The 24,365-nt window shown below is 65.5% G+C and carries 20 protein-coding genes and 1 tRNA gene; 13 read left to right on the top strand and 8 right to left on the bottom strand.

The genetic code is table 11. The features are described from left to right. The first annotated feature begins 24 nt into the window (after window positions 1-24). Together rpmB and rpmG are read left to right on the top strand one after the other, a co-directional pair. Window positions 25-258 (top strand): 50S ribosomal protein L28, encoded by a 234-nt coding sequence (gene rpmB, locus WH265_RS17150; RefSeq protein ID WP_021026859.1) that lies wholly within the window; start codon window positions 25-27, stop codon window positions 256-258. Between the two features lie 11 nt (window positions 259-269). Beyond that, a complete protein-coding gene (gene rpmG / locus WH265_RS17145; protein ID WP_021026858.1) occupies window positions 270-440 on the top strand; it encodes a 50S ribosomal protein L33 in 171 nt (56 codons plus the stop codon). A 118-nt stretch (window positions 441-558) separates the two neighbouring features. On the opposite strand, the gene WH265_RS17140 is transcribed toward rpmG, so the two are convergent. Next, a complete protein-coding gene (locus WH265_RS17140; protein WP_445228545.1) occupies window positions 559-2,094 on the bottom strand; it encodes an aminotransferase-like domain-containing protein in 1,536 nt (511 codons plus the stop codon). Between the two features lie 259 nt (window positions 2,095-2,353). Here WH265_RS17140 and WH265_RS17135 point away from each other — a divergent pair, with 259 nt between their 5' ends. Continuing rightward, complete coding sequence (locus WH265_RS17135) at window positions 2,354-2,734, top strand: hypothetical protein (protein WP_339533847.1); 381 nt, start codon at window positions 2,354-2,356, stop codon at window positions 2,732-2,734. A gap of 64 nt (window positions 2,735-2,798) precedes the next feature. On the opposite strand, the gene WH265_RS17130 is transcribed toward WH265_RS17135, so the two are convergent. Both WH265_RS17130 and WH265_RS17125 read right to left on the bottom strand, forming a co-directional pair. Continuing rightward, complete coding sequence (locus WH265_RS17130) at window positions 2,799-4,070, bottom strand: RsmB/NOP family class I SAM-dependent RNA methyltransferase (protein WP_339533849.1); 1,272 nt, start codon at window positions 4,068-4,070, stop codon at window positions 2,799-2,801. Window positions 4,071-4,115: 45 nt separating this feature from the next. Then, the gene (locus WH265_RS17125; protein WP_339559066.1) at window positions 4,116-6,080 is read right to left on the bottom strand and encodes a M48 family metallopeptidase; all 1,965 of its coding nucleotides are present in this window, start codon (window positions 6,078-6,080) and stop codon (window positions 4,116-4,118) included. 125 nt (window positions 6,081-6,205) lie between these two features. On the opposite strand from WH265_RS17125, the gene WH265_RS17120 reads away from it, so the two are divergent. Continuing rightward, window positions 6,206-6,451, top strand: coding sequence for a DUF1653 domain-containing protein (locus WH265_RS17120; protein ID WP_043338519.1), 246 nt, complete (start codon window positions 6,206-6,208; stop codon window positions 6,449-6,451). Between the two features lie 16 nt (window positions 6,452-6,467). Here the strand turns inward: WH265_RS17120 and purN are convergent, their stop codons facing one another. After that, the gene (purN, locus tag WH265_RS17115; RefSeq protein ID WP_021025294.1) at window positions 6,468-7,049 is read right to left on the bottom strand and encodes a phosphoribosylglycinamide formyltransferase; all 582 of its coding nucleotides are present in this window, start codon (window positions 7,047-7,049) and stop codon (window positions 6,468-6,470) included. Between the two features lie 120 nt (window positions 7,050-7,169). Between purN and WH265_RS17110 the strand changes: the two genes are divergently transcribed. Then, window positions 7,170-8,489 carry a methyltransferase domain-containing protein gene (locus WH265_RS17110; protein WP_339559065.1) on the top strand — a complete coding sequence of 440 codons (1,320 nt, stop codon included), beginning with the start codon at window positions 7,170-7,172 and terminating at the stop codon, window positions 8,487-8,489. Window positions 8,490-8,573: 84 nt separating this feature from the next. On the opposite strand, the gene WH265_RS17105 is transcribed toward WH265_RS17110, so the two are convergent. Further along, a complete protein-coding gene (locus WH265_RS17105) occupies window positions 8,574-9,131 on the bottom strand; it encodes an HNH endonuclease (RefSeq protein ID WP_027010515.1) in 558 nt (185 codons plus the stop codon). 202 nt (window positions 9,132-9,333) lie between these two features. Here WH265_RS17105 and WH265_RS17100 point away from each other — a divergent pair, with 202 nt between their 5' ends. The 5 genes from WH265_RS17100 (at window position 9,334) to WH265_RS17080 (ending at window position 15,925) form a co-directional block, all read left to right on the top strand. Beyond that, window positions 9,334-10,374, top strand: a complete 1,041-nt coding sequence (locus WH265_RS17100) for a bifunctional riboflavin kinase/FAD synthetase (RefSeq protein ID WP_339559064.1) — start codon at window positions 9,334-9,336, stop codon at window positions 10,372-10,374. 149 nt (window positions 10,375-10,523) lie between these two features. Beyond that, on the top strand, window positions 10,524-13,379 hold the full coding sequence (gene ileS, locus WH265_RS17095; protein WP_339559063.1) for an isoleucine--tRNA ligase: 2,856 nt from the start codon (window positions 10,524-10,526) through the stop codon (window positions 13,377-13,379). Next, window positions 13,379-13,897 (top strand): signal peptidase II, encoded by a 519-nt coding sequence (gene lspA / locus WH265_RS17090; protein WP_339559062.1) that lies wholly within the window; start codon window positions 13,379-13,381, stop codon window positions 13,895-13,897. The genes ileS and lspA overlap by 1 nt, the downstream gene beginning before the upstream one ends. A 203-nt stretch (window positions 13,898-14,100) precedes the next feature. Continuing rightward, on the top strand, window positions 14,101-15,759 hold the full coding sequence (locus WH265_RS17085; RefSeq protein WP_339559061.1) for a Na/Pi cotransporter family protein: 1,659 nt from the start codon (window positions 14,101-14,103) through the stop codon (window positions 15,757-15,759). Window positions 15,760-15,837: 78 nt separating this feature from the next. Beyond that, a tRNA-Ser gene (locus WH265_RS17080) sits at window positions 15,838-15,925 on the top strand. Window positions 15,926-15,985: 60 nt separating this feature from the next. On the opposite strand, the gene WH265_RS17075 is transcribed toward WH265_RS17080, so the two are convergent. The 3 genes from WH265_RS17075 to WH265_RS17065 form a co-directional block, all read right to left on the bottom strand. Next, window positions 15,986-18,541, bottom strand: a complete 2,556-nt coding sequence (locus tag WH265_RS17075) for a TonB-dependent receptor (protein WP_339559060.1) — start codon at window positions 18,539-18,541, stop codon at window positions 15,986-15,988. 116 nt (window positions 18,542-18,657) lie between these two features. Beyond that, window positions 18,658-19,632, bottom strand: a complete 975-nt coding sequence (locus WH265_RS17070) for a FecR domain-containing protein (RefSeq protein ID WP_339559059.1) — start codon at window positions 19,630-19,632, stop codon at window positions 18,658-18,660. Then, window positions 19,629-20,144: a sigma-70 family RNA polymerase sigma factor gene (locus tag WH265_RS17065; RefSeq protein ID WP_339559058.1), complete on the bottom strand. Its 516-nt coding sequence runs from the start codon at window positions 20,142-20,144 to the stop codon at window positions 19,629-19,631. Before WH265_RS17065 ends, WH265_RS17070 begins: the two co-directional genes overlap by 4 nt. 374 nt (window positions 20,145-20,518) lie before the next feature. Between WH265_RS17065 and WH265_RS17060 the strand changes: the two genes are divergently transcribed. From WH265_RS17060 to WH265_RS17050, 3 genes are all read left to right on the top strand, one after another. Continuing rightward, window positions 20,519-22,558: a DUF11 domain-containing protein gene (locus WH265_RS17060; protein ID WP_339559057.1), complete on the top strand. Its 2,040-nt coding sequence runs from the start codon at window positions 20,519-20,521 to the stop codon at window positions 22,556-22,558. Window positions 22,559-22,822: 264 nt separating this feature from the next. Continuing rightward, entirely contained in the window at window positions 22,823-23,290 is a 468-nt protein-coding gene (locus tag WH265_RS17055; RefSeq protein WP_312990171.1) for a sigma-70 family RNA polymerase sigma factor, read from the top strand. After that, window positions 23,290-24,285 carry a FecR family protein gene (locus tag WH265_RS17050; protein WP_339559056.1) on the top strand — a complete coding sequence of 332 codons (996 nt, stop codon included), beginning with the start codon at window positions 23,290-23,292 and terminating at the stop codon, window positions 24,283-24,285. Before WH265_RS17055 ends, WH265_RS17050 begins: the two co-directional genes overlap by 1 nt. Window positions 24,286-24,365 lie beyond the last annotated feature (80 nt).

The raw sequence follows: 24,365 nt of genomic DNA, 5'->3' as shown, positions 1-24,365 counted from the left end.
TGTTAAAACTTTCGGAGTGTCCTGATGGCACGCGTTTGCGAAGTAACGGGCAAGAAGCCCATGGTGGGAAACAACGTTTCCCACGCCAACAACAAAACCAAGCGCCGGTTCCTGCCGAACCTGCAATATCGCCGTTTCTGGGTGGAAACTGAAAACCGCTGGGTTCGCCTGCGTGTTTCCAGCGCCGCTCTGCGTCTGATCGACAAGAACGGTATTGATTCTGTGCTCGCAGACCTGCGCGCACGTGGCCAAGCTTAAGGAGTATCACCATGGCATCCAAAGGCGGACGCGAAAAAATCAAGCTGGAATCGACAGCCGGCACCGGTCACTTCTACACGACCACCAAGAACAAGAAGACAATGCCTGAAAAGATGTTGATCACGAAGTTCGATCCCAAGGCTCGCAAGCATGTGGATTACAAGGAAGTGAAGCTGAAGTAATCAGCCTGTACGCCGCCATTCACCTGGTGGCATGCAAACACCACAAAGGACACCTCGGTGTCCTTTGTGCTTTTCTGCGTCCGGTTTTTCTAAGCATCGCGCCCTCGGCGCCCCGGCATCAAGCCCTGGGCGGCAGCCCCAGCTGCGCATGCATCATGCGCCCCAGGCTGCGGTAGGCCTCGTCCACTGCGTCGGTAAACGGCATGCCGCAGCTCAGCCGCAGAAAGTGGTCGTAATGGCCGGTGTTGCTGAACATGTCGCCCGGCGCCACGCGGATGCCCACGGCCAGCGCCTCGTCGTACAGGCGGCTGGACGAGATTTGCTCGGGCAGCTCCAGCCAGATGCTCAGGCCACCAGCTGGCAGGCTCAGGCGCGTGCCGATCGGAAAATAGCGTGCGACGGCCTGCGCAGCGGCCTGGCGCTGCACGCGCAGCTGCTGGCGCAGGCGCACCAGGTGCCGCATGTACGACGGTGACCCCACCGTGCGCGCCCCCAGCAGCTGGGGCCAGACCGGCAGGTTGCGCGAGCGGGCAAACTTGATCATCTGCACCCGCTCCTGCCAGCGCCCGGCATTCATCCAGCCCAGGCGCAGACCCGGCGCATAGCTTTTGGACAGCGAGGAGCAATAGATCACCGAGCCATCGGTGTCCCAGGCCTTGCAGGGCTTGAGCACCTCGTCGGATTCGACAAATTCGCGGTAGATATCGTCCTCGATCAGGGCCACCCGGTACTCGCGGCACAGGGCCACCAGGCGCTTCTTGTGGCTGTCGGGCATGGTGGCGCCCTGGGGCATCTGCAGATGGGGCACCACCACGACGGCCTTGAGGTGGGGGTGGGTGCGCAGGGCCAGCTCCAGCGCCTCGATCGACATGCCGGTGTGCGGGCTCGACGGGATCTCCAGCGCCTGCAGCTTCTTGGCCTCGATGGCCTGCAGGATGCCGTAGAAGGTGGGCGACTCAATCGCCACCATGTCGCCCGGCTGGGTCAGCGCATCGAGCGCCAGGTTCACCGCCTCGGAATTGCCAAAGGTGGCCGCAATGTCCATCGGCGCCAGGCGCACGCCAAAGCCCAGCGCGTAGCGCGCCATCGAGGCCTGAAAATCCGGATGGGTGAACGGCGCCGACGGGCCGTGCACCAGGATCTGGGGCTGCTCGCGCAGCAAGGCCACGGCCAGCTGGTTGAGCAGCTTGGCATCGAACAGCTCGGGCGCCGGCATCGCGCTGCCCAGGTCCACCTTGAGCGGCCCCTTGAGGCGCGCCTTGTTCAGGTACTCGGCCGCCCGCTCGCCAATGCCTTCAAAGCGGTGATCCTGCATCGGGAACGGGCCCAGCTGCAGCGGCTCGCGCGCGGCGGGCATCTGCAGGGCCGTATCGCTGACAAAGTAGCCCACGCGGGGCCGCGCCTCGATCAGGCCGCGCGACTCGAGCACGCGCAGCACCTGCAGCGCCGTGCTGTGGCTGACATGGTGCTGGCGCCGGATATCGCGCACCGAGGGCATGCGCGCGCCCACGCCCAGGGTCTGCTGGGCAATGGCCTGCTCAAAATGCGCGGCGATGCGCTCGTACAGAAACGCATCGTCCGCAGGCGGGCTGCCTGCCGCGTCTAGGGCATGGCTTTCGGGGATGTCACACAGACTCTCTTCTAACAGCGGCACAGCAGGACTCCTGGTTCCGGGAACCTGTCCTTCACCCTTGTGCGCCACCGCAGTGGCCAGGGCCAGGTTCCCATTCGCAGCGCTATGGTCTCAGGTTCAACCCTGACAGAACAGATACAGAAACTGCGATTTTGAACCAGAACAGCCGCTTTGTGCTTGCGCTGTTCTGCCCGACCCTGGTGCGGACTGTGTCTGTTGCGTTGCAGCGCGTTTTTTTACGCTAGAGCCCTGTTCTGCAATGCTCAGGAAAGCGCAAAAAATGACCACCAGCACCACCGCCCGCCTCGCCACCGCCCTGCCAGGCAGCGCCAGCCCCAAGGCCCAGACCAGCGCCCCGGCGCAGCCCGCCATCCACAGCAGCAGCCTGGCCTTGCGTGCAGGCCAGGGCCAATGGTTGTATCTGGAGGCGGGCAGCAGCCTGTACTGCCGCGCCGGGCAGCTGCGGATCAGCTCACCCTGGCACAGCGCGCTGCGCCTGGTGGCCGAAGAGGCCCCGCACTGCAATGGCGCGCATGCGGGCTGGTACTGGCTGCAAGCACAAGGCCTGCAGCCCGCCCAATTGCTGGTGCAGGTGCAGGCCTATGCGGGCTGGCGCGCCGGTTGGCGCAGTGTGGCCAACTGGCTGGGCTGGAAAGGCTGACAGCAGAGGCAGCCTGCCAAGGCGCAATCGCCTTGGTGGCCAATGCCTTATTGGACTGACTGCCTTACTTGCGTTGCCAGACGGCGGCAAAGAAACCGTCGGTCTGGTGCAGGTGGGGCCAGAGGCGCAGGTACTGGCTGCCGCTGTCGCCGCCGCTGCACAAGCTGGCGGCTTGCTCGACCTTCAGGCCCGCCAGCAGCTCGCCGGCATCCATCGGCACAAAGTCCGGGTGGGCGGCGGCAAAGGCCTCGGCAATCGCCTCGTTCTCAGCGGGCAGGATGCTGCAGGTGGCATAGACCAGGCGGCCGCCGGACTTCACCATGCGGGCGCTGCTGGCCAGAATCGCAGTCTGCTTGGCCGTCAGCTCTTCAATGGCCTTGGGGCTTTGGCGCCATTTCAGATCGGGATTGCGGCGCAGGGTGCCCAGGCCCGAGCAGGGGGCATCGACCAGCACGCGGTCCATCTTGCCGGCCAGGCGCTTGACCCGCTCATCGCGCTCATGCGCAATCGCGGCCGGGTGCACATTCGACAGGCCCGAGCGGGCCAGGCGCGGCTTGAGTGCCTCCAGACGGTGGGCCGACACATCAAAGGCGTAGAGGCGGCCGGTGCTGCGCATGGTGGCGCCAATGGCCAGGGTCTTGCCGCCAGCGCCAGCGCAAAAGTCGGTCACCATCTCGCCGCGCTTGGCATCCAGCAACAAGGCCAGCAGCTGCGAGCCCTCGTCCTGCACCTCGACCCGGCCTTTGACAAAGGCCTCCAGGCGCGACAGCGCAGGCTTGTCGGCCACGCGCAGGCCCCAGGGGGAGTACGGGGTGGGTTCGGCCTTGATGCCCGCTTCCTTGAGCTCTTTTTGCAGCTCGCTGCGCTTGGTCAGCAAGGCATTGGCACGCAGATCCAGCGGGGCCGTCTCCAGCATGCTGGCGGCCAGCTGCTCGAACTGCTCACCCACCTGGGCCTGCAGCGGCTCGACCAGCCACTCGGGCAGGTTGTGGCGGTGCTGGGGCATGAGGCTGGCCGGCGCAATCGCGTCGCAGTCGTCGAGCCATTGCACTTCCTGGTCGCTGAGCGCGCTTTTGACAAAGCTGCGCGGGCCGGCAAAGCCCAGGATGGCCAGGCGGCGCTCGCGCGCGCCGCTGCCCGAGCGGGCCAGCGATTCGAACAGCGTTTTCTTGCGCAGCACGGTGTAGACCGTCTCGGCCAGGGTGCCACGCTCACGCGGCCCCAGGTTGCGGTGTTCACGGAAATAACGCGACACCACGGCGTCAGCCGGGTGTTCAAAGGTGAGGGCCTGCGCAACCAGCTCGGCGCAGGCATCTAAGAGGGCTTTGGGATGCATAGCCGCTATTGTCCCATTGCGCCAGTATCCGGGCGCCAGGCCCGGCTAACCGGTGAGCGGCGCTGTGCCGCTGCTGCGCGCGCCACCGGGCTGCGCCGTGCGGTCATAGACCAGGCCCCAGGGCATGGCCGCCAGCTGGCGCAGCGCGGTGGGGCCCAGCTCGTCGACATGGGTGATCCACAGCGGCATCAGCTTGCACAGCAGCAGCTCGCGCTCTAGGTAGCCGCGCCACTGCAGCTCCAGCCGCTTGTTGTCCTGGTAGTGCACGCCGGGCCGGTCGAGCACCAGCACCAGCGCATAGGCCCCCGGCAAGCTGCGCAGTGGCCGCGCCAGCAGCCAGGCACGGCGCAAGCGCGGGCAGTGCTGCAGATGCAGCTGCAGTGCTGCAAGCTCGGAAGCCCACAGCGGATGCGGCAGCGCGGTACAGGCGCGCGCGCCCAACAGGCTGCCCTGCACCAAGCGTTCATCGCGCAGCGCCTGCAGCTGCGTGCGGGCCAGCGCCTCGCGCGCGCGCCAGTCGCTGCGCAGCTGACGCACCGAGGCCTCGTCAAAATCCTCATCCTCCAGCACATCGAGCACGCCCGAGGCCAGCCGGCACCAGGCCGCGCCCATCGCCGGCAGCTGCGCAAAAGCCTGCGCCAGGTACTGCAGCTGCGCCTCCCAATCCATGCCCATGTGCAGGCTGGCGCAGGCGGCCAGCGCGCGGGCGTTGCCCGGCTCCAGCTCCTGCGCGCGCTGGTAGATCGGCAAGGGGGCATCCTGGTGCTGCAAGGCCGTGCTTTGCAGTTGCCAGCCCAGCTCCACCAGCTGGTCGGCATCCAGGTAGGGCTCGCGCGGCATCAGCGCGGCCACGCGCGCGGCCGATGCGCTCAGGATCTGGCGGTAGGCCACCCAGTCATGGCCATGGCGCACACACCAGCGCTGGTCGAGCAGCTCGATCCAGCGCTCCGAGCGCTTGCCCAGCCAGGCCAGGCAGTTGCTGCTGGACATGGGCGTGAGGCCCGGGGGCACGTCGAGGCCCCGCAGGCGCTCGCGCAGGCTGGGGGGCGTGTCCTGGTAGCTGGCGGGTGCATGGTATTCCTGCTTCCAGCCCTGGTAGACCCAGTTGACATCCATGCTGTGGTTCATCACCCCGGCCATCAGGCTGAAAGGCCCGATCGGCGAGGCCAGCTCGCGGGCGCGCAGCCAGTGCATGGTCCAGAACTGCTCGCGGAACCAGCGCCCGCGCACTGCCACCTCGGACAGCGCCTCGCCCATCAGCGGCTTGCTGACCCAGCGGGCCGCCATGCGGTCGGCAACGGCCTCGTCCTGCCGCGCCAGCACAAAGCTGGCCGCCCACCAGCGCGGCAAATACCAGCGCATGAAGCGCTCATTGGCCCAGCCCAGGTGCGTCATCTGGCGCGCATCGGCGAGGCGCTCATGCAGCCCCTGCAGGCGGCGGCGGGCGCGGTAGACTGCGGCCTGCAGCCAGCCCTGGCGGCGGCGCAGATGGCTGTATTCCTGCGCGATCAGGGCCACCAGGCGCGGCCGGTCAATCGCCATCGCCAGCGGCAGGCCCAGCAGCAGGTGGTAGCGCGCCGGCAGCAAGCCGCCCAGCCGCATCTGCTGCGCAATGCGCAGTCCGTAGTCTTCAGTGATCACCAGCTGGCAGATACGGGGGCCGCGCACCTTCTGGCGCACGCGCTCGAGTGCCTCAAAAAGGCGCGGGCATTCGGCAGCGGGCACGGCGATGCCCTCGGGCGTGACCCAGTCGGAGCGGGTCAGGCGCAGCACGCTGATGAGCAGCGCCACACCGGCAAAAAAGCCAAAGATCTGCAGGCCGTAAAAGCCCTGGTAGACCCAGGACAGCACCGACCAGGCCAGCAAGGCCAGACCCAGCAGCAGAGCACCCCAGATCCACAGCCCCGCCAGCAGCAGCATGCCAAAGACATGGCGGCGGAAGACCGCTGGCGCTTCTGCAGCGGCGCGCGTATAGGCATCGACCCGCTGCACAAAATCTATCTGCTCCACCCCACCCTCCGAACAGGTTCTGGCCGCACAGCGCTGGTGCCTGGCGCGCACGGGCCATGTCGGCATGTGCAGGCGGGCGCATCTGCTAGGCTTGGTTATTTTTTCAGATTATGGAACAGCACCCGATGCCAGCACCAGCTATTTCGCCCGGACTCTACCGCCACTACAAAGGCCGGCTCTACCAAGTCTGGCAGCTGGCCCAGCACAGCGAGACGCGCGAGTGGCTGGTGGTCTACCAGGCGCTGTATGGCGATTACGGCTGGTGGGTGCGGCCAGCGGCCATGTTCAGCGAGGACGTGGAAGTGAACGGCCAGCGCCAGCCCCGGTTTGCGGCTTATACGCCACAGACCGAGACGCCTGACCAGGTGTGACAGCGTTGCGCAGCGCTCAGCGCGCCTGCAACAGCGCGCGCACCGCCTTGGGGTAGATCTGGTGCTCTTGCACCAGCACGCGCGCGGCCAGCAGCTCGGCCGTGTCGCCCGGCAGCACGGGCACCAGCCCCTGCTCCAGGATGGGGCCGGCATCCAGATCGGCCGTGACCTGGTGCACCGAGCAGCCGGCAAACCTGCAACCGGCATCGATCGCGCGCTGGTGGGTGTGCAGCCCGGCAAAGGCTGGTAGCAGCGAGGGGTGGATATTGATGAGCCGGCCGCTGTAGTGCGCGACAAAGCCGGGGGTCAGAATGCGCATGAAACCGGCCAGTACCACCAGGGACGGGGCATGGGCATCGATGCACTGCATCAGCGCTGCGTCAAAGCTCTCGCGGCTGTCGTAGGCCTTGTGGTCCACCACGGCGGTGGCAATGCCCTGCTGCTGGGCAAACTGCAGTCCGCCGGCCTGGGCCTTGTTGCTGACCACCGCCGCCACCCTCGCCCCCAGGGTCTCCTGCCAGCGCTCTTGCTGCGCGGTTCGCACGATGGCCGCCATATTGGAGCCGCTGCCGGAGATCAGGATGACGATGTTTTTCATGGAGGCGGCATTATCGCAGGGCGGCGAACGTCCCGAAACACGCCGCGGCCTCAAATGGCGGATAATCAAAGGCTTTACTGAATTCACAGCCACGTTTACGGGCTCGCCCGCAGTTACTCCATGAGCGCAAAAGCACCTGTCGATCCGATTCGCAAATTCCTCGAAACCGCCCGCCACCAGATTGCTGTGGGCAACCTCACGGGTGCAGCCCAAACCCTCAACGATGCACGCCAGCGCTCGCCACGCGATGCGCGCCTGTTCATGCTGGCCGGCCTGATGGCCGAGAAGTCGGGTAACCTGCGTGGCGCCATCGATGCGATGCAGCGCTGCGAAACCCTGGCCCCGGACTGGGCGCCCGGCATTCTGGAGCAAGCCCTGCTGTATGCGCGCCATAACCGCGAGCACGAGGCCATGGCTGCCGCCGAGAAAGTGATTGCGCTGGAGCCCAACAATGCCCGCGTGATTGCCGGCGTCGTTGATATCGCCCACCGCGTTGGCAATACCGAGATGGCCATCCGCCACCTGCGCCGCGTGCTGGAGCTGACCCCCGAGGACCGCATTCTGCGCCGCTATCTGGCGGTCGACCTGGGCACCGTGCGCCAGTACGACGAAGCACTGGCCGTGTTTGGTCCGCTGATCGACGAAGATCCGAAAGACCATCTGGCCCGTATCGGCCGGGTGCAGATGCTGCAAGCGCGCGGCACCATGCAAGAGGCCCTGCCCGATACCACGGCACTGCTGGCGCTGCAGCCCGATGACAAGGTCTACCAGTACTACCACCAGCTGGCCCAGGGCCAGGTGCCCGCGCATGTGCCAGTCGAGCTGACCACCCACATGTTCGACGAAATGGCTTCGGTCTATGACATGCACATGGTGCGCCATCTCGCCTACCAACTGCCCAAGCAGGTGGCCGACCAGCTGCTGCAGATCTACCCCAACCGCCGCTTCAACCTGCTGGACCTGGGCTGCGGCACCGGCCTGCTGGGTGCGACGCTGGGCGCCATCGATGGTTACATCATGGGTGTGGACATGTCGGCCAAGATGCTCGAGCAAGCGGCCAAGCACAAGGTCTACTACAAGTTCCACCAGGTCAACCTGCTCGAAGCGCTGGCGGCCACCCCGGCCAACACCTTCGAGGCCATCACCGCGCTGGATGTGCTGATCTATGTCGGCGACCTGCAGCAAACCCTGGCCGATGCCTACCGTGTGCTGACCCCCGGCGGCGTGCTGATCTTCTCCTGCGAGCACGGTGATGTCACCGGCCCGGACAGCCAGCTGCAGCCCTTTGGCCGCTACACCCACACCTTGAGCAGCACCGTGCGCCTGGCCAAGGCTGCCGGCTTTGACCGTATCGACACGCGCGATGTGGAGCTGCGCATGGAAGCGGGCCAGGCCGTCGATGGCTTTGTGGTCACCGCCTACAAGCCCAAGGAGGCCTGATAGCTAACGGCTCTGAGAGCCCGCCAACGGAAAAGGCCTTGTCTTGCGACAAGGCCTTTTTGCTGGGGATGGCAAAGGCAGCGCTCAAGCCGTCAAGCGCGAGCTCTTGGGCACATGGGCCATCAAGAACTCCATCTGGTCGGTCAGGATGCGGCGGTTGCGCAGAATGAAGTCTTCCCAGAGGCTGGGGGTGTAGGGCGCATAGAGCAGCGGCATATGCGCCTGCTCGGGCGTGCGGCCTGCCTTGTGGTGGTTGCAGGAGGCGCAGGCCGTCACCACATTCATCCAGGTATCGGGCCCCTTTTGGGACACCGGAATGACATGCTCGCGGGTCAGGTGCTCTTCGTCAAAATGCTCGCCGCAGTAGGCGCAGATATGGCGGTCACGGCCAAACAGCTTGCTGTTGGTGAGCGTCATGCGCATCGCAAAGGGGTCGATACCAGGCTTGCCACGGGTGCCGATGATGCTGGCCACCTCGATGCGTGACTGCAGGCCGGTGATGGCGTTATGCCCGCCGCGGAAGCAGGCCACACTTGAGCCCGCCTCCCAGCGCACATCACCTGCTGCGTAGTGCGTCACCGCCTCCTGCAACGTGATCCAGGATTGCGGAACGCCACTTGCCGATAACTTCAACACCTTCACAATGGGCCTCCTGCGCATTGGGAATTGAACCGAAATACCGTTGACCCGCGCGGCGCCTGGCCACGAAAAATGCCGCGACCCACGCACATACTGCACGCAGACCCGGGCACCAAGTCATAATGGCCAATATACACTTTTATTGTGAAATTGCACACCAGCGCTCGGCTCGAAAGCGCAAGCCGCTACAAAAAACAAAGCAAAGATGAAAATCTTCAGAGGACTTGACCACCCCGAGGTCACCCGGCACTGCGCGCTGACCATCGGCAATTTTGATGGGGTGCACCGGGGCCACCAGGCCATGCTGGCGCTGTTGCGCAGCGAAGCGCAGCGCCGGGGTCTGGCCAGTTGCGCGCTCACCTTCGAGCCCCATCCGCGCGACTACTTTGCCCAGGTGCTGAACAAGCCCGATCTGGCGCCCGCCCGCATCTCCACCTTGCGCGACAAGCTCGACCAGCTCGCCCAGTGCGGCATCGACCAGACCATTGTGCTGCCCTTCAATGCACGCCTGGCCGCGCAAGCCCCACAGGCCTTTATCGACGATGTGCTGCTCAAGGGGCTGGGCACCGGCTACCTGCTGGTGGGCGATGATTTCCGCTTTGGCCACCAGCGCGCGGGCGATTACGCGATGCTGGTCGAGGCTGGCCGCAAGCAGGGCTTTGATGTGGCGCGCATGAACAGCTACGAGTCCGATGGCCTGCGCGTGTCCAGCACGGCGGTGCGCCAGGCGCTGGGCCAGGGCGATATGCCTGCGGCGGCCAAGCTGCTGGGCTACCCCTATGCGATATCGGGCCATGTGGTGCATGGCCGCAAGCTGGGCCGCCAGCTGGCCGAAAGCCGCGCAGGCGCAGGCGACGGCTTTCGCACCCTGAACCTGCGCTTTGACCATTGGAAACCCGCTGCCAGCGGCATTTTTGTCGTGCTGGTGCACGGCCTGTCGGCCGAGCCCTTACCGGGCGTGGCCAACCTGGGCGTGCGCCCCTCGCTGGACCCGAATGACGTCAACGGCGGCCGCGTGCTGCTGGAGACCCATTGCCTGCAATGGCCCGCGGAACTGGGTGGAGACGGGGCATACGGTAAAATCATCCGAGTGGAACTTCTACACAAACTGCACGACGAGCTCAAATACGACAGTCTGGACGCCCTGACCACAGGGATTGCCAAGGACTGCGCGGATGCCCGTGCCTTCTTCCATACGGCGAGCCACGCCGAAACCCGTCGCCAGACCACGCGCGACCGAATTTGACGCTGACTTGACTGCGCCGTGCCGCGCAGAAGTCCGCACTCGCCTGCACCACGTGCACGTCAGACAACGCTTCTGCGCTATACATTTTTCCACTGACCGGCATGATCACCCCGCCCGGATCAGGACCATGTTTTGCTTTGAAGGTATTTATGTCCGACAAATCGTCCCCCGCAGAAAAGGCCTCTGCGTACCGCGCCACCTTGAACATGCCCGACACCCCGTTTCCGATGCGCGGCGATCTGCCCAAGCGCGAGCCGGGCTGGGTCAAGGACTGGGAGGACCAAGGCATCTACAAGCGCCTGCGTGATGCCCGCAGCGGCGCGCCCAAGTTCATCCTGCACGACGGCCCACCCTACGCCAACGGCAAGATCCACATCGGCCACGCCGTCAACAAGATCCTCAAGGACATGATCGTCAAGAGCCGCCAACTGGAAGGCTATGACGCGCTGTACGCGCCAGGCTGGGACTGCCACGGCCTGCCGATCGAGAACGCGATCGAAAAGCTCCACGGCCGCAACCTGCCCCGCGACGAGATGCAGGCCAAGAGCCGCGCCTTTGCGACCGAGCAGATCGGCCAGCAGATGGCGGACTTCAAGCGCCTGGGCGTGCTGGGCGACTGGGACCACCCCTACAAGACCATGAACTATGCCAATGAGGCGGGCGAGCTGCGTGCGCTCAAGAAGGTCATGGAGCGGGGTTTTGTCTACCGCGGGCTGAAGCCCGTCTACTGGTGCTTTGACTGCGCCTCGTCGCTGGCAGAGTTCGAGATCGAATACGCCGACAAGCAAAGCCAGACGCTGGATGTGATGTTCCCGGCGGCCGACCCGGCCAAGCTGGCAGCCGCCTTTGGCCTCGCCAAACTGGACAAGGAAGCCTTCATCGTCATCTGGACGACCACCGCCTGGACCATCCCGGCCAACCAGGCCTTGAACGTCAACCCCGAGCTGGAATACAGCCTGGTCGATACCGAGCGTGGCCTGTTGGTGCTGGCCAGCGCGCTGGTGGACAAGTGCATGGAGCGCTGGGGCATCGAAGGCAAGGTGATCGCATCGGCCCCCGGCAAGGTGCTGGACCACATGCCCTTCAAGCACCCGCTGGCCCATGTGGACAAGGGCTATGACCGCATCTCGCCCGTCTACCTGGCTGACTACGCCACGGCCGACGACGGTACCGGTATCGTGCACTCGGCGCCGGCCTACGGTCTGGATGACTTCAACTCCTGCGTGAACAACGGCATGGACTACAAGGACATCCTCAACCCGGTGCAGGGCAATGGTGTCTATGAGCCCGAGCTGCCGCTGTTCGGTGGCCAGCACATCTGGAAGGCCGTGCCCGTCATCCTGGACGCGCTCAAGGTTGCCGGCCGCCTGATGGACACCAAGACCATCACCCACAGCTACCCGCATTGCTGGCGCCACAAGACGCCAGTGATCTACCGCGCCGCCGCCCAGTGGTTCATCCGCATGGATGAAGGCGAAGGCGTGTTCACCGACCCGGCCCAAAAGCCTGCACAGACCCTGCGCCAGATCGCGCTGGACGCGATCGAGCACACCAGCTTCTACCCGGAAAACGGCCAGGAGCGCCTGCGCGCGATGATCGCCGGGCGCCCCGACTGGTGCATCTCGCGCCAGCGCAGCTGGGGCGTGCCCATCCCCTTCTTCCTGCATGTGGACACGGGCGCGCTGCACCCGCGCACGATGGAGATCCTGGACCAGGCCGTGGGCATCGTCGCAGAAGGCGGCATCGAGGCCTGGAGCCGTGTGACCGGTGAAGAGATCCTGGGCGCCGACGAGGCCAAGCTCTACACCAAGAGCACCGACATCCTGGAAGTCTGGTTCGACTCGGGCTCGACCTTCTGGCATGTGCTGCGCGGCACCCACGCCGAGCACCACCATGACAGCGGCCCCGAGGCCGACCTGTACCTGGAAGGCCATGACCAGCACCGTGGCTGGTTCCACAGCTCCTTGCTGCTGGCCTCGGCCATCTTTGGCCGCGCGCCCTACAAGGGCCTGCTGACCCACGGTTTCACCGTCGACGGCCAGGGCAAGAAGATGTCCAAGTCGGTGGGCAACACCGTCGCGCCGCAGGATGTGAGCAACAAGATGGGCGCCGAGATCATCCGCCTGTGGGTGGCCTCGACCGACTACTCGGGCGACCTGGGTATCGACGACAAGATCCTCGCCCGCGTGGTCGATGCCTACCGCCGCATCCGCAATACCTTGCGCTTCCTGATGGCCAACATCAGCGACTTCGACGCCGCCAAGGATGCGGTCGCCTACGAGGACATGCTCGAGATCGACCGCTGGGCCCTGGCCCGCTCAGCCCAATTCCAGGCCGAGCTGCTGGCGCACTACAAGGTCTATGAGTTCCACCCCGTGGTGGCCAAGCTGCAGCTGTTCTGCTCCGAGGACCTGGGCGGCTTCTACCTGGATGTCCTCAAGGACCGCCTCTACACCAGCGCCGAAGGCAGCCTGGCACGCCGCTCGGCCCAGACCGCGCTGCACCAGATCACCCAGGCGATGCTGCGCTGGATGGCGCCCTTCCTGTCCTTCACCGCTGAAGAGGCCTGGAAGATCGTCGGCAACAGCGAGACCATCTTCCTGGAGACCTTCTGCGACCTGCCTGCCGGCGACGAGGCGCTGCTGGCCAAGTGGGCCCGCATCCGCGAGATCCGCGATGTGGTCAACAAGGACATCGAGACCCTGCGTGCCGATGGCAAGGTGGGCGCGTCGCTGCAGGCCGAGGTAGCCATCAGCGCCCAGCCCGAGGACCTGGCGCTGCTGCAGACCCTGGCCGACGACCTGAAGTTCGTGCTGATCACCTCGGCCGCCACGGTGGCTGCCGGTGATGCGCTGAGCGTGGCCGTCAACCCATCGGACAAGGCCAAGTGCGAGCGCTGCTGGCACTACCGCGACGATGTGGGCCAGAACCCGGCCCACCCCACCCTGTGCGGCCGCTGCGACAGCAACCTCCATGGCGCGGGTGAAACCCGCCTGATGGCCTGATGAACGCCGCCGCCACCCCTGCTGTGGGCAGCGCCGGCAAAGGCCGGTTTGTGCTGTGGCTGGTGATTGCTGCGGTGATTTTCTGGCTGGACCAGTGGAGCAAGGAATGGATCCTGGCCCACTACCAGCTGGGCGACTACACCACGATCACCGGCTTTTTCAACATCGTGCGGGCGCACAACCCCGGCGCGGCCTTCTCGTTCCTGGCCAGCGCCGGCGGCTGGCAGCGCTGGCTGTTCACCGGCATTGGGGTGGTGGTGACGGCCGTCATCGTCTGGCAGCTCTACCGCCACAGCCACAAGGCCCTGTTTTGCCTGGCGCTCAGCTGCATCATGGGCGGGGCGATTGGCAATGTGGTCGACCGCATGCGCCACGGCTATGTGGTTGACATGCTCGACTTCCACTGGATGGGCAGCCATTTCCCGGCCTTCAACCTGGCCGATTCAGCGATTTGCCTGGGCGCCTTCCTGCTGATTCTGGACGAGCTGCTGCGCATGCGCCGGGGCGAAAAAAGCTGATCAGGCTTTCTGCCGCTTCTATAGCCAATACCCAGACACCGCCCTCGCGCCGCGACGGCGGTGTTTTTTATCGGTGGCCCACCCGCCTCCACAACAGCCGCTGCCAGGCGCCTATCACCGCCTGGCCTGCATAAAAAGAGACACATTGGCATTCGCCCTACAGCGCAGCGCGCTTATCAGGGGTATAGTGTCCGGTTCGCCTTATGAAACACTTGCTCAATCTTCTTGCCGCCATTGCGCTGCTGGTGTGGGGCTCTCATATGGTGCGCACAGGGGTGCTGCGCGTCTTTGGCGCCAACCTCCGCAACCTGCTGGCGCGCAGTATGAGCAACCGCTTTACCGCGATGCTCTCGGGCATCGGGGTCACGGCCCTCGTCCAGTCCAGCAGTGCCACCTCCCTGATGACCGCGTCCTTCGTCGGCCAGGGCCTGATACCGCTCACCGCTGCCTTGTCGGTCATGCGCGGCGCCGACGTGGGCACCGCCTTGATGGCGGTGCTGTTCTCCACCGACCTGTCCTGGCTCTCGCCGCTGCTGATTTTCTCGGGCGTCGTGCTGTTCATCTCCAAGCAGGATTCCACGCCCGGCCGCGTGGGCCGCGTCTTTATCGGCCTGGGCCTGATGCTGCTGGCGCTGCGCCTGATCGTCGAGGCCACCGAGCCCCTGCTCGCATCCGAAGCCGTGCGCACCCTGCTGGTCAGCGTCAAGAGCGACTTCTTCATGGAGCTGCTGCTGGGCACGATCCTGGCTGTCATTGCCTACTCGAGCCTCGCCATCGTGCTGCTGATCGCGGCCATGGCCGCGTCGGGCGCCATCACCGGCGACATGGCCCTAGGCCTGGTGCTGGGTGCCAACCTGGGCAGCGGTGTGCTGGCCGTGCTGCAAACGGCCAAGTCCAGCATCGAAGTGCGCCAGGTCACCATCGGCAACCTGATCTTCAAGATCATGGGCGTGGCCATCGTCTCCCCGTTTGTCGGCTTGTGGGTCACCTATGCAATGCCCTACATCAACGATGCGGGCCGCTCGGCGGTGCTGTTCCACCTGGCCTTCAACATCCTCAACACGCTGGGCTTTATCTGGTTCACCGGCGTGATCGGCGACTGGATGCGCAAACTGCTGCCCAAGGAGGAAGCCAACAAGGGCCCCCAGCGCCCGCGCCACCTCGACGCCTCAGCGCTGTCCACCCCGTCGCTGGCCATCTCCTGCGCCGCGCGTGAAGCGCTGCACCAGGCCGATGTGGTCGAATCCATGCTGATTGGCCTGCATAACGTTGTGCAGACCGACAACCAGCAGCTGTCGCAAGACCTGCGCAAGCTCGATGACACGGTCGATGAGCTGTACTCGGCCATCAAGTACTACATGACCAAGATCTCGCGCGCCGAACTGGACGAGCGCGAGAGCCAGCGCTGGACCGAAGTGATCAACTTCACGATCAACATGGAGCAGATCGGCGACATCATCGAGCGCGTGCTCACCGACGTCGAAAACAAGAAGATCAAGAAGCGCCGCCAGTTCAGCAAGCAGGGCATGGAAGAAATCAACGAGCTGCATGCCCACCTGCTGGACAACCTGCGCCTGGCGATGAGCGTGTTCCTCTCGGGCAATGTGCGCGATGCGCAAAAGCTGCTCGAAGAAAAAGCGCGCTTCCGCGACCTGGAGCTGGCCTATTCCGCCTCGCACCTGGAGCGCCTGTCGCACAACACCGTCCCCAGCATCGAGACCAGCTCGCTGCACATCGACCTGATCAGCGACTTGAAGCGCATCAACTCGCTGCTGTGCTCGGTCGCCTACCCGATCCTGGAAGCGGCCGGCGCGTTGGCCCATAGCCGCCTCAAGGACGATCCCGAACCCGCCCGCCACTGAGGCCCACTGAGGCAGCGGGCCGGAATTCGCATACAATCCCTGATGCTGCGAGGCGACCACTCCGCCCAGCAGCCAGCAGGAAGTTTGGCAGAGTGGTCGATTGCACCGGTCTTGAAAACCGGCAACCCGAAAGGGTTCCAGGGTTCGAATCCCTGAGCTTCCGCCAGAACAGCAAAAGCACCCCACCGAGGGTGCTTTTTCGTTGGCGGCTTCTGCCACGCCCCGATCACCAGTTATGCGTATAGCTCGCCGTCAAGGTCGCACCCGCAGCCGGCAGGCGGCTGTCGTTCTTGCCGCTGCGCATCAGCTGGCTGTAGAGCGGCAGGTAGTAGCGGTTGAACAGGTTCTGCACACCGATGGTGACCAGGTTCTTGTTGTCGAACTGGTAGCGGCCCACCACATCGACGCTGTAGTAGCTTTTCAAATCAGCTCGGGCGAACTGGGTCTTGCCATTGGCCAGGCGGTAGTCGCGTGCGCCAAACCAGTTGAACTGGCTGCGCAGGCTCCAGCGGCTGCTGGGGTTGTACTGCAGATAGCCCGTGATCTTGAGCGGCGGGATGCGGTAGCCCGTCATCGGCTGGTCACTGCTGGCGCCGGGTGGCGTCTCGCGGCCCTGCATCCAGGTGACGGTGCCGCCGGTGGTCCAGTGGTCGGCATAGTGGTCGGCGGTCAGCTCCACGCCTCGGATGCGCTCGCGCGTGCGGGTCAGGTGCAGGCCGTTGTTGAAAGATTGGACAGCGCCCAGGTCCGAGCGTGACTGGAACAGCGCCAGCGTGGCCATAGTGTTGCCGAAGGTGCCGCGCCAGCCGATTTCATAGTTGTCAGTCTTGACCGGCTCCAGCTCGGACGCATTGATGTCGAACTTGGCACCGGCATTGCGCAGCTGCAGGCCCACATCGGGCAGGTCAAAGCCCTGGCTGAACGAGGTGTAGAACTCGTGGTCCTTCCAGGGTTTGAAGGCCAGGCCCAGGTTGTAGAGCACTGCGTCGTACGCGACCTTGCCACCGGCCACGGTGGCCGGGTTGGGCAGGCGCGACTGCGACAGCGGCTGAAAATCTGCAAAGCTGGCCTGCGATTTCTCATAGCGCAAGCCGCCTTCGGCCGACCACTGGTCGTTGAACCTGTGCTGCAGCTGGCCAAAGGCGCCCGCGCTTTTGACGGTGACCCAGGGCATGTAGATGCGCTGACCGGTGGGCTGGAACACCAGACCGCCACTGGCGTCATAGACGGCGGCATCAAAGGTATCGAGCGGCATGTTGCTGCGCTCCTGGATGTAGTCCGCGCCCCAGACCAGCTTGGTGGTCTTGTCTTCGCCGATCGGCGTGGTGATGGTCAGGCGGCTGCCAAACACCTTGTTGCTCTGCATCACCTGGTCGACAAAGTTGCCCCGGTTGCTATTGCTGCGCGCATCAAAGGGCGCAAAGCGCACGAAATTGTCACGGCCGTAGACCATCGCGCTCAGCAGGCTGCCGCCCAGGTCCTTGTGCTCGTAGCTGGCGCTCAGCAGGCTGTTCTCCACCTGGTTCTGCTCGGCCAGCTTCAGGCCCCGGATCGCGCGGGCCGCCACCGATCCTAATGGCGCCTGGTTGACGCTGGGGTCGTTGGCGTAGTCGGTCTTCTGGTGCGCGCGCAAGTGGCTGGCCGCCAGCTGGATGCGCTGGTTGCCATCAATGCGAAAGCCGATCTTGCCGCCCAGGCTGTAGGTGTTTGAATCGAACAGATCGCCCTGGCTGGCATCGGAAGCAATGCGGTCGCCATGGCCATCAAAAGCGCCGCCCATGCGGCGGGCCGAGATATCGACCTCATAGTCGACCACCTCGCCCGCGCCCGACAGGTAGTGCTGCACCTGACCGCCCAGGCCGTCGCCGCTCAGGCGCGAGAGCGCGCTGTCAAAACCCAGCGTCGTGCGCGCCACCGGCTGGCCGCCGACCGGCCGGGTGGTGACCGAGATCACGCCCCCAGTGGCACCACTGCCGTAGATGGCATTGCTGCCGCGCAGCACCTCGACCCGCTCGATGCGGCTCATCTCGACATTGACCAGGTTGCGCGCCGTGTCGCGGTTGGTATTGAGCGGAATGCCATCGACCAGCACCAGCACATTGCGGCCGCGCAAGGTCATGCCGAAATCGCTCATGTTGCGGCTCGAATCGGACATGCCCGGCACGCTCTTGGCCAGCAAGCTGTTCAGATTGGCCGAGGTGGCGCGCAGGTCATCGAGCTCCTCACCCTCGATCACCGTGACCTGGCGGGTGGGCTGCATCAATGAGCTGTCGGAGCGCTGATCGGTCACCACCACGGTGGGCAGCTGGTGGCTGGGCTCTGCAGGTGACGCAGGCGTCTCAGCAGACGTTGCTGCTACTACAGGCGCGGCCTCCGCCACCGATTGCTGCGGAGCTGTTGGCTTACGAATCTGCAGCGCGCCACCGTTCAAGGTCTGCAGCTGCAGCGCCGATCCCTCCAGTGCCTTGCGCACCGCCTGCTCTGCCGTCCAGTGGCCCTGGATCGCAGCACTGCGCAGGCCTTGCAGTACGGCGGGGTCCGCAACGATGCTGCGCCCGGTCTGCTGGCCAATGCGGGTCAGGGTGTCGGCCAGGCTGCCCGCAGGTATGTCGAGCTGCACGGCAGCGGCTGGGGGCGTATCGGCAGCCCGGCTGCTGGCAGGGGCCAGCGCAGAGCTCAGCAAGGCGGCCAAGGCCAGCACATGGAGGGGCGAGCGTTCAGCACAGCTGCGCACGGTCGATGGAGCACCTGCATGGCGGCGCTGGAGGCGGGAAGTGGTCACGGCAGAAGTTCCTTTTCGTTGGGTACTGCTTAACCAGTGCGCCGAAACCGAAAAACCCCTCATCTATTTGCATAGGGTCGCTCGCATGTGGTCGCGCAACAGAGGGGGTTTTGCCTTCAGCGCCCACCTTGCGCGCCAATCGTGATCAACGGCCCCCAACGCTGGATCTGCAGCGGCAGCATCTGGCCCAGCGTGCCCAGCAGCTCCTCCACGTCCAGCCTGAAGATGCCAAACACCCGCAGATCCGCCACCGAAGGGGCCACGCGGATATAGCCAGAAAAATAGGCCTGCAGCGCCTGGGCCACATCGGCCAGCGGCCAGTCATCGACGGCGAGCATGCCTTGCTGCCATGCCGCGCGCTGCACCGCATCGCCCGCAAGGGGCTGGAGCTGCCGGGCACTGAAGCGCGCACCTTGGCCTGCATGCAGCAAGGTCTGCCCCGCCTCGCGGGGCTGCAGCCTCAGACTTTGCTCCAGCGCCACCATGTCCGTGCGCTCCGCATGCACCCGGGCCATCATGCGGCCGGCGTCGAAGAGAGCCACCCCATCGCGGGTGTGGATCTGCAATGGAGCGGCTCCGGCATAGCGCCGCGTGGCGATCAAGGCCCCGGCGCGCAGCTGCAGCGCGGGCGTGCCGGCTGCATCGTGCACATCGACGGCAGAGCGGGCATCGAGCAGCACGCTGCTGCCATCGGCCAGCATAAATTCACGGCGCTCGCCGGTGCCGGTGTGCCAATCGGCCATCAGCTGGCCCAGCGGCGTCAGCCGGTCTGCGACCAGCGCGGTGGCCACACCGATGCCGCCCAGCGCCAGCGCGCCGCGCAGCACGCGCCGGCGGCGGTTGTGGAACAGCGCCTGCATGGCGGCCTGGGCATGCAGGCCATCGGTATGGGCCTGCAGGCTGCGCACCGCTGTCAGCGGCTCGGCCAGCGCCGATCGCACGCGCGCCCAGGCCGCCTGGTGCTGCGCATCCTGCTGCAGCCAGTGCGCAAAAGCCTGGTGGTCGGCCGCGCTCATCGCTTCCGCCTCATGGCGCACCAGCCAATCGACTGCGGCGCGCAGCGCGGCGCTGGGCAGGGCTGCGTCGCTCATGGCGCGCAGCTGAGGCACTGCAGCAGCGCGCGCCGCATATGGCGCTCCACGGTGGCCAGCGAGATGCCCATCTGCTCTGCAATCTGCGGGTAGCGCATGCCTTCCAGCCGCGACAGCAGAAACACCGTCTTGACCGGCAGCGGCAGCGCGGCCAGCGCCCGGTCGATCTGGCAGATCGCCTCGACCAGCATCGCATGCGTCTCGGGGGACAGCGCCATGGCCTCGGGCATATGGCGCAGGGTGTCTTCGTATGCAGCTTCCAGATCCTGGCGCTGCCAGAGCTTGATGAGGATGCGTTTGGCCACTGTCGACAAAAAGGCGCGCGGGTGCCGGATATCCAGCAGCTCGCCTTCCGTAGAAGTGCCCTTTTCGGTCAACTGCAAAAAGGTCTCCGATGCCACATCTTCCGCCTCACTGTGGCTGGATGCGCGCAGCATCAGGCGCCCACGCAGCCATGCATGGTGCTGGCGAAAAATGGTCTCCACCTCCGGGTGGAGCGGGTGCTGTGGCATGGGCGGGGCCGTTGAGGAAACACGAACAACCGCAAGATCATAATTGATAATGATTCTTTTTTCACAAAGGGCGGAGACCCTTGTGCAACGGTCTGCGGCGTACGCCCTGCACCGACCGGCGCCCCCCGCGCCACCCCACTCCCGGCACCCGCTGGCTTGATGCGCATCAAGCATTGCACTGCATCAACTGCATCGCCCGCATTCATAAAGATTGTCAAACAATCTCCAGCCTGAAGATGTTTGACATTGCCGCATTCCTGCCGCTTGTTCATCCTACTACCATGCATAACAGGATTGAATAAACTTATTTACAAAGGAATGCAATGAAAGGCTTCAGAATAGCGATGGCCCATTATGTGGGCCTGGGATGTGCGGTGGCAGCACTTCTGCACCCCCTGGTGGTCCAGGCCCAAACTGCGCCTGTTATTTCATGCAGCACGGACCCGGCCATCTTCAATACCGGCATTGACGGCAGCAATGGCTACAGCATCACCAGCCCCAAACTAGCCCTGGGCAGCGTCGATGCGCATTGGACCATTGCCTCGGCCTTGGGCGATATCACCACACCGGCAGCCGCTGCCGCGTTGACCTATGCCCCAGGCCCGGTAGACCGGCCAGGCGCTGGCAATGGCGCCTGGGTGCAGTCGCCCTTTGGCAATGCCCAATGGATCGGCGTGCAATACGGCAGGGACTACTACGTCTACCAATACCAATTCACGCTGGACCCGTCCGTTGACCCCGACAGTTTCAATCTGAGCCTGAGCCTGTATGTGGATAACCAGGTCAAGCGCATCCTGGTCAATGATGCGGTATTTGACTACACCAACGGCGGTGCCATTGCCGGCGTGGGTGGCTTTGGTGCCGGCGGCAATGTACCGGTGCTGCTCAACCAGGGTTTCAAGACCGGCGCCAACACGATCTATGTCGTCGTCGGCAACCAGGGTGACCCCTCGGGCCTGCTGGTGCAGTCGAGTGGCACAGCCTCGTGCTCGCCGCCGCTGTCCGTGGCCAAGCAAGCGGTCAACAGCGATGGCAGCGCCTACACCGGCCTGGCCAGCGCCAACGCCGCCGTGTTCTATGACATCACGGTCACCAATGCCAGCACGCGCGACGCCAGCGGCACGCGCCTGCGCGATACCCTGCCCGATGGCCTGCAAACGGCCGGCAGCACCTGGGTCTGCAGCCGCCCCGCCGGCAGCGCAGCGGCCTGCCCCACGCCAGCCACGGGTAGCTTTCCGCTCGACGCCCTGCTGCCAACCCTGCCCGCTGGCAGCGCCCTGGTGTTCCGCGTCAATACGCGCTTCAGCAACCCGCTGCCCGCAGGTGCCACCGTCATCACCAACACGGCCACCATCGAGCCGCCTGCCACCAGCACGCTCAGCTGCGCTGCCCGCGATGGCTTTCCCACGCCTTGCAGCGCCTCGGCATCGGTGGCCACCAGCCCGCTGCTCAGCGTGACCAAGACCGTGGACGCGACCAGCCCGCTCTATGCCGGGCAAACCGCCACCTACACGGTGACCGTCAAGAATGAAGGCGCGGCCGAACTGACCGGCGTGGCCCTGTCGGACACGCTTCCCGCCGGCTTTGCCTCGGCCACCTGGAGCTGCCAGTCGCCCGTTGGCAGTCTCGCAGTCTGCCCGCAAGCCAGTGGCAGCCTCGCCGCAGGCGGGGTGCTGAGCCAGACCATCGCCAGCATGCGCGCCAATGCCAGCCTGGTCTACACCGTGGTCGCCACGGTGGACAGCATCGCCACCCGCATGGACCAGGTCAGCAACACCGCGGGCGTGACCGCCAGCAATGCCGAATGGCTGTGCTACAACCCGGCCACTGCGCAGACCCAGGACAAGCCCTGCAATGCCTCGGTGGCGGTCGATCTGTGGCCCAACCCCTTGCTGCAACTGAGCAAGACGGCGCAGGCCAGCGCAGCGGTCTATGCCGGCCAGACGATGAACTACACCATCACCGCCCTCAACGCCGGCCAGGTGCCCGTCACCCAGGCCCATATCACCGACCCCTTGCCTGCCGGCCTGGAAAACGCCAGCTGGACCTGCAGCACCAGCGGCGCTGCACCCTGCGTGCCCGCCAGCGGCACCGGCGCGGTGGATGTGACCGTCGCCTCGCTGGCCGCCGGTGACAGTGTGACGATCCAGCTGGCAACCACCGTCAGCGCGCAGCCCCCTGCCAGCCTGGTCAACACGGCATCGTTGGCGGTGAGCGAAGCCAATGCGCAATGCACCGGCGGCAGTGCACAGCCCTGCAGCGCCACCGCGACTGTTGCCACCACCACCCCGCCGCTGCCCGCCAAGGCGACCGCAGTGCCCAGCCTCCAGCAATGGAGCCTGGTGCTGCTGACCTTGCTGACCGGCGGCATCGGCGCCTGGCGCATGCGTTCGCGCGTTCAGCGCAGCCGCTAAGCATCGTGATCGATGCCCGGGGTGCGCAGGTGCAGCGCCCCCCGGCTGCCGGCCTTGGCGGCAGCAGAGGGCCAGTCCCCACACTGGCCTGCCCTCCCCGTCCAGCAACCGACCCACAACACCCTGGATCGTCTTATCAGAAATGAGATTCATTTCCATTTTTTGATAAGATCGCGCCTTCGCTGCCAACCAGCCCCTGTCCCGCGTCGCTGCCGGGCGCATTTTGGGGCCCCTTTTGCAGCCCCATGGCCAAGGTGTCCTCTCGTGCTCGCGAGCTATTACGCAGAACTGCTGAACTTCTTCTCCCGCTCGCTCAATGACCGGCAAGCGGCGGCCGATGTCGTGCAGGAGAGCTATGCCCGTGTTTTGGCACTGCAGGCGCGCGAAGTCGCAGTCAGGGACCTGCGGGCGCTGCTGTTTCGCACCGGCAAGAACATCGTCATCGACGACGCCCGCCGCCGCCAGGCCGATGCCCAGCTGCTGCAGACCCTGGCCCTGGTTACCGCTGATGAAGCCCCATCGACCGAGCGCGTCATCGCCAGCCGCCAGCAGCTGGAGCGCTTGGTACGCCGCCTCTCGGCCATGCCGCGCAAGCGCCGCGAGGTGTTTGTGCTGGTGCGCATCTATGGCTTTAGCCATGCCGAAGCGGCCGCGCACATGGACATCAGCATCGCCTCGGTGGAAAAGCATGTGGTGCGCGCCGTTTGCGACTGCATGGGGCTGGAGGCCTGATGGCAGCGGCCGGCACTGGGGCAGACAGCCCGCGCAAACGCCTGGAATATGCCTTGCTGCTGATCGCCCGCCAGCACGCGGGGGAGGCCGCCAGCGCCAAGGCTGCGACACAGACTTTGGCCCGCTGGCGTGCGCAGTCGCCCGACAACGAGGCGGCCGCCCAGCAGGCGCTGCAGGGCTGGCAGGCGACCGAGGCGCAGGCGCTGCAGGCGGATTTTGCACTGCCCACCAGCCAGGCCGAGCGCAGCCGCCAACAGCGCCGCCGCAGCTTGTCACTGCTGGGCACGGCGGGGCTGGCCAGCCTGCTGGGCCTGGGCGGGCGCTGGTACTGGCAGCAGCCGCTGGCACGCATGGCGCTGCACACCGGCCATGGCCAGATGCTGGCCCAGAACCTGCCCGATGGCTCACACCTGGATCTGGCGCCATCCACTTCCATGGAGGCCGTGCTGTACCGCGACCGCCGCGTGCTGCAGCTGGCGCAGGGCGAGATACGCCTGGATGTGGTCCACGATGCCCAGCGCCCCTTGGAGGTGCAAACACCGCTGGGCCGCGTGCGGGTCCTGGGCACCGTATTCTCGGTGGCGCTGCGCGCATCGGGCCTGCAGGTGAGTGTGGCCCAGGGCCGCGTTGCGGTATGGGGCCTGCACAGCGATGCCGCCCAGGCCGCCGATGTGGTGCTGGCCGCCGGTGAGGCCGCGCGCCTGGATGCGCAAGGCGGGCTGCATACCGGCAGCGTCAACCGCCAGGATGTGGGCGCCTGGCGCGACGGCTGGCTGGTGTTTGACCACACGCCGCTGCCCGAGGTACTCAGCCGCTGGAACGACTACCTGGAGCGCCCGCTGCAGCTCGATCCAGCGGGAGCCCTGCAGTCCCTGCACCTGACGGGCAGCTTCCAATTGCGCGACCCGGCCACCTTTGTCGCCAGCCTGCCGCGCTCGCTGCCGGTGCGTGTGGAGCGCTTGCCCGACGGCAGCAGCCTGGTTCGCCGGCGCTAAATCCTGGCCCCTGCGCGCCCGGAACAACGGCGTCGATCCGCTGCCCCCAAGCCCAGCAAAAATTTTTGTCCGGTATATCG

The sequence above is a fragment of the Comamonas sp. MYb396 genome (assembly GCF_037479555.1).
Lineage (GTDB): Bacteria > Pseudomonadota > Gammaproteobacteria > Burkholderiales > Burkholderiaceae_C > Comamonas.
This window is presented reverse-complemented; position numbering and strand designations above follow the sequence as displayed.

Bases quoted from the DNA above. Each gene is read 5' to 3' on its own strand.
- WH265_RS17050 (WP_339559056.1), top strand. From the start codon at position 23,290: ATGGCAGCGGCCGGCACTGGGGCAGACAGCCCGCGCAAACGCCTGGAA.
- WH265_RS17110 (WP_339559065.1), top strand. From the start codon at position 7,170: ATGAGCGCAAAAGCACCTGTCGATCCGATTCGCAAATTCCTCGAAACC.
- rpmG (WP_021026858.1), top strand. From the start codon at position 270: ATGGCATCCAAAGGCGGACGCGAAAAAATCAAGCTGGAATCGACAGCC.
- WH265_RS17135 (WP_339533847.1), top strand. From the start codon at position 2,354: ATGACCACCAGCACCACCGCCCGCCTCGCCACCGCCCTGCCAGGCAGC.
- lspA (WP_339559062.1), top strand. From the start codon at position 13,379: ATGAACGCCGCCGCCACCCCTGCTGTGGGCAGCGCCGGCAAAGGCCGG.
- WH265_RS17130 (WP_339533849.1), bottom strand. From the start codon at position 4,070: ATGCATCCCAAAGCCCTCTTAGATGCCTGCGCCGAGCTGGTTGCGCAG.
- purN (WP_021025294.1), bottom strand. From the start codon at position 7,049: ATGAAAAACATCGTCATCCTGATCTCCGGCAGCGGCTCCAATATGGCG.
- ileS (WP_339559063.1), top strand. From the start codon at position 10,524: ATGTCCGACAAATCGTCCCCCGCAGAAAAGGCCTCTGCGTACCGCGCC.
- rpmB (WP_021026859.1), top strand. From the start codon at position 25: ATGGCACGCGTTTGCGAAGTAACGGGCAAGAAGCCCATGGTGGGAAAC.
- WH265_RS17085 (WP_339559061.1), top strand. From the start codon at position 14,101: ATGAAACACTTGCTCAATCTTCTTGCCGCCATTGCGCTGCTGGTGTGG.
- WH265_RS17100 (WP_339559064.1), top strand. From the start codon at position 9,334: ATGAAAATCTTCAGAGGACTTGACCACCCCGAGGTCACCCGGCACTGC.
- WH265_RS17070 (WP_339559059.1), bottom strand. From the start codon at position 19,632: ATGAGCGACGCAGCCCTGCCCAGCGCCGCGCTGCGCGCCGCAGTCGAT.
- WH265_RS17120 (WP_043338519.1), top strand. From the start codon at position 6,206: ATGCCAGCACCAGCTATTTCGCCCGGACTCTACCGCCACTACAAAGGC.
- WH265_RS17065 (WP_339559058.1), bottom strand. From the start codon at position 20,144: ATGCCACAGCACCCGCTCCACCCGGAGGTGGAGACCATTTTTCGCCAG.